This window comes from Paenibacillus sp. AR247, from assembly GCF_002968895.1.
Taxonomy (GTDB): domain Bacteria; phylum Bacillota; class Bacilli; order Paenibacillales; family Paenibacillaceae; genus Paenibacillus_AQ; species Paenibacillus_AQ favisporus.
The window spans coordinates 2,012,131-2,014,683 of sequence record NZ_PCZT01000009.1 but is presented as its reverse complement, the minus strand read 5'-3'; the positions used below and the strand labels follow the sequence as shown (position 1 = coordinate 2,014,683).

General features: G+C 59.3%; 3 protein-coding genes and 1 pseudogene. 2 read left to right on the top strand and 2 right to left on the bottom strand.

Features of this window, described 5'->3' with window-relative positions; genetic code table 11:
- Window positions 1–539, top strand: a 539-nt coding sequence (locus tag CPT76_RS17905) for an XdhC family protein (protein ID WP_258168566.1), incomplete at its 5' end; no start/stop codon positions are given.
- Window positions 526–1,122, top strand: coding sequence for a nucleotidyltransferase family protein (locus CPT76_RS39975; protein WP_308737609.1), 597 nt, complete (start codon window positions 526–528; stop codon window positions 1,120–1,122). The genes CPT76_RS17905 and CPT76_RS39975, both read left to right, overlap by 14 nt.
- 585 nt (window positions 1,123–1,707) lie before the next feature.
- On the opposite strand, the pseudogene CPT76_RS39970 reads toward CPT76_RS39975, so the two are convergent.
- Both CPT76_RS39970 and CPT76_RS17895 read right to left on the bottom strand, forming a co-directional pair.
- Window positions 1,708–2,088, bottom strand: a pseudogene (locus CPT76_RS39970) (FUSC family protein); the annotation flags it as partial.
- Between the two features lie 43 nt (window positions 2,089–2,131).
- Window positions 2,132–2,553, bottom strand: a 422-nt coding sequence (locus tag CPT76_RS17895; protein ID WP_258168564.1) for a helix-turn-helix domain-containing protein, incomplete at its 5' end; no start/stop codon positions are given.

The following is a 2,553-nucleotide window of genomic DNA, read 5'->3' as shown; positions in this document are numbered from 1 at the left end:
GGGTGGCGGAGCGGGATGCAGATCGTGCCAAGAGAGGCGGAGGAAGTATTCGTTCACACGTATTTCCCAAACCCCGGCTGACCTTGTTCGGTGCCGGGCCGGATGCCAGGCCTTTGGCCTCCTTTGCGGCCGCCGCCGGATTCACGGTCACCGTCGCCGATTGGAGGGCAGCCCTGTGCGACCGAAGCTTTTTTCCGGATGCCCACAAGCTGCTTGACGGCTTCCCGGAGGAAACGGCCGGGCGGATCCGGTGGACGCCAAACGATTACGTGGTCATCATGACGCATCACTTCCGGAGGGACTGGGAGCTCATCCGGATCCTCTCCAGCCATAACCTGGCTTATGTCGGCCTCCTGGGCTCGAAACGCAGAACGCAGCGGCTTCTCGAAGGCGGATCCCTGCCGGAGCATTGGCACGCTCCCGTTGGTTTGCCGATCGGAGCAGAAGGTCCGGAAGAGATCGCCTTCAGCATGGTGGCCGAATTAATCCAAGTGTACCGAACTTCCCGAAAGAGGCGCTTATCTTATGAAGCGACATAGTGTCCATGGCATTTATTTGGCGGCGGGGCAAAGCAGCCGGATGGGAACGAATAAGCTTGGTCTGCCGCTGAGGGGAATTGCGCTTGGCAATCACGCTTTGCTTGCGGCCCTGCAGGCCGGTTTGGCGCATGTATGGATCGTGACCGCCGAAGGGAAGGCGGATTGGTTGGACGCAGCCCTTGGCAGTGACCGCTTTCGAGCGAAATGGACGCTTGTGCGCTGTCCGGATGCGCATTCAGGACAGGCGCATTCAATCCGGTGCGGGGTGGAGGCGGCGATGACCGCGGGGGCCGAATCGGTTATGATCTTGCTCGCAGACCAGCCCTTCGTCACGGCTGCGATGATCAACGAACTGCTCTGCCGCTACGATCAGGCATCGGAACGGGAAGAGATTCATTTCGCCGCCGCGGAGTTCGGCGGTCTGGCGAGACCGCCGGTCATTTGCCACCGGCGGATGTTTCCGGAGCTGCTCCGGCTGCAAGGGGACCAGGGAGCCCGGCAGCTGATCCGTCACGGAAGGGGGATCTCTGTCCCTTTCGGATCGCCGGATCTGTTCCTCGACGTGGACACGCCGGAGGACTAAGGAGAACGCGGATTCCCCGCCAAAATCCTGAAGCAGCTGCCCGGCATTCATATACAGGGCGAGCGGGTACTGCTCCTGCTCCCAATGCGCCGGAGCCTGAAGACTCAAGCTGACCTTGCCGGCGCTGCCATCAGTGGAGCTGCCGGGGCTGCTTGTATGCCATCGCTTGATCACCTGGGCGAGTTCTTGAAGGTGGTCGGCCCATTGCTGCTGCTGCTCCCGGGTAAAATGGCCGGTCCGCGACCACTGCCCCAGCACCCGGATCATATCCGACAGATTGGCGTAGCCCGAACGCAGCTGCTCCATCTGCCGGGTCAGACGGTTCAGCAGATCGCGCTTCTTGGCGGCAAAAGGGTGGTACCGCAAGCTCTGGGCCGCCTTGTCCAGCTCGGTGGTCGCTTGATGCAGCTCCTGAAACAGCGCCTGCCATGTCCATTTCAGCGTTTGCGCTTCACTTGGAGGACATCCCTGCTTCACCCATTGCCCGGCCTTGATAAAATGACTTGCCAAATGGTCCGCGAAGCGGGTCATTTTTTGCTTGGCGGATGGGATGGAATCCGGCGGGAACAGCAGCGTCTGGACCAGTACCGCTAACACGGCGCCGATGATCGTATCCCGAATCCGGTCGAGCGAATAGCTGGGCATTTTGTGCTGAAAGAACAGCACGAGCAGAATGCTGAGGGCCATCTGTGTGACCATGGTGTGGTCCAGCTTCAGGCGCTGGATCGCAAAGGCCGCGACCAACAGGCACGCTCCGATGCTCCATCCGTTCAGGGGGAGCCAGGGCGATACACAGAGCGTCAGCAGGACGCCGGCAACCGTTCCCAGAACTCGCTGCCAGGCGAACTGCATCGATTGGCTGACCGTGGCCTGTACGGACAAAATCGCGGTCAGCGGGGCGAGATATGGATGTGAAGAGCCCGCCCACTTCGCGGCCTCCCATGACAGCGCCGCAGCCAGCGGCATTTTCCAGACGACACCGCTGTTTTTGATCGTATTCCATAGATTGTCACTCATTGTTGTGCAGCCCCATTTTACTTATTGTTGCTGCTATTGTTCCCATGGAATCAGGGGAGTAAACTCGCAAGGCAGGTGCGCTACTTTCTTTTTCGTATAGCCGCTCGGGGTGGCCGATACGAATTTTTTGTAACTGCCGCATGAAGTGGGTTTCGTTCTCATATCCGCACATCTTGGCGATGCCACCGATGGAGAGGGAGCTGTTATCCAGCAAATACTTCGCATACTCCAGCCTGCTGTTGATCATGTCGGACGAGACCGAGCATCCGAACAAATCCTTGTACAGATGCTGAAAATAAGATTTGCTCAGGTTGACGCTTGCCGCGAGCTCGTCCAGGGAGTAGGAGGTCTGCGGTGAACGGTACAGCTCGCTGCGGATTTCCGACAGCTGGTGCAAATACCGGCCGGCATTTC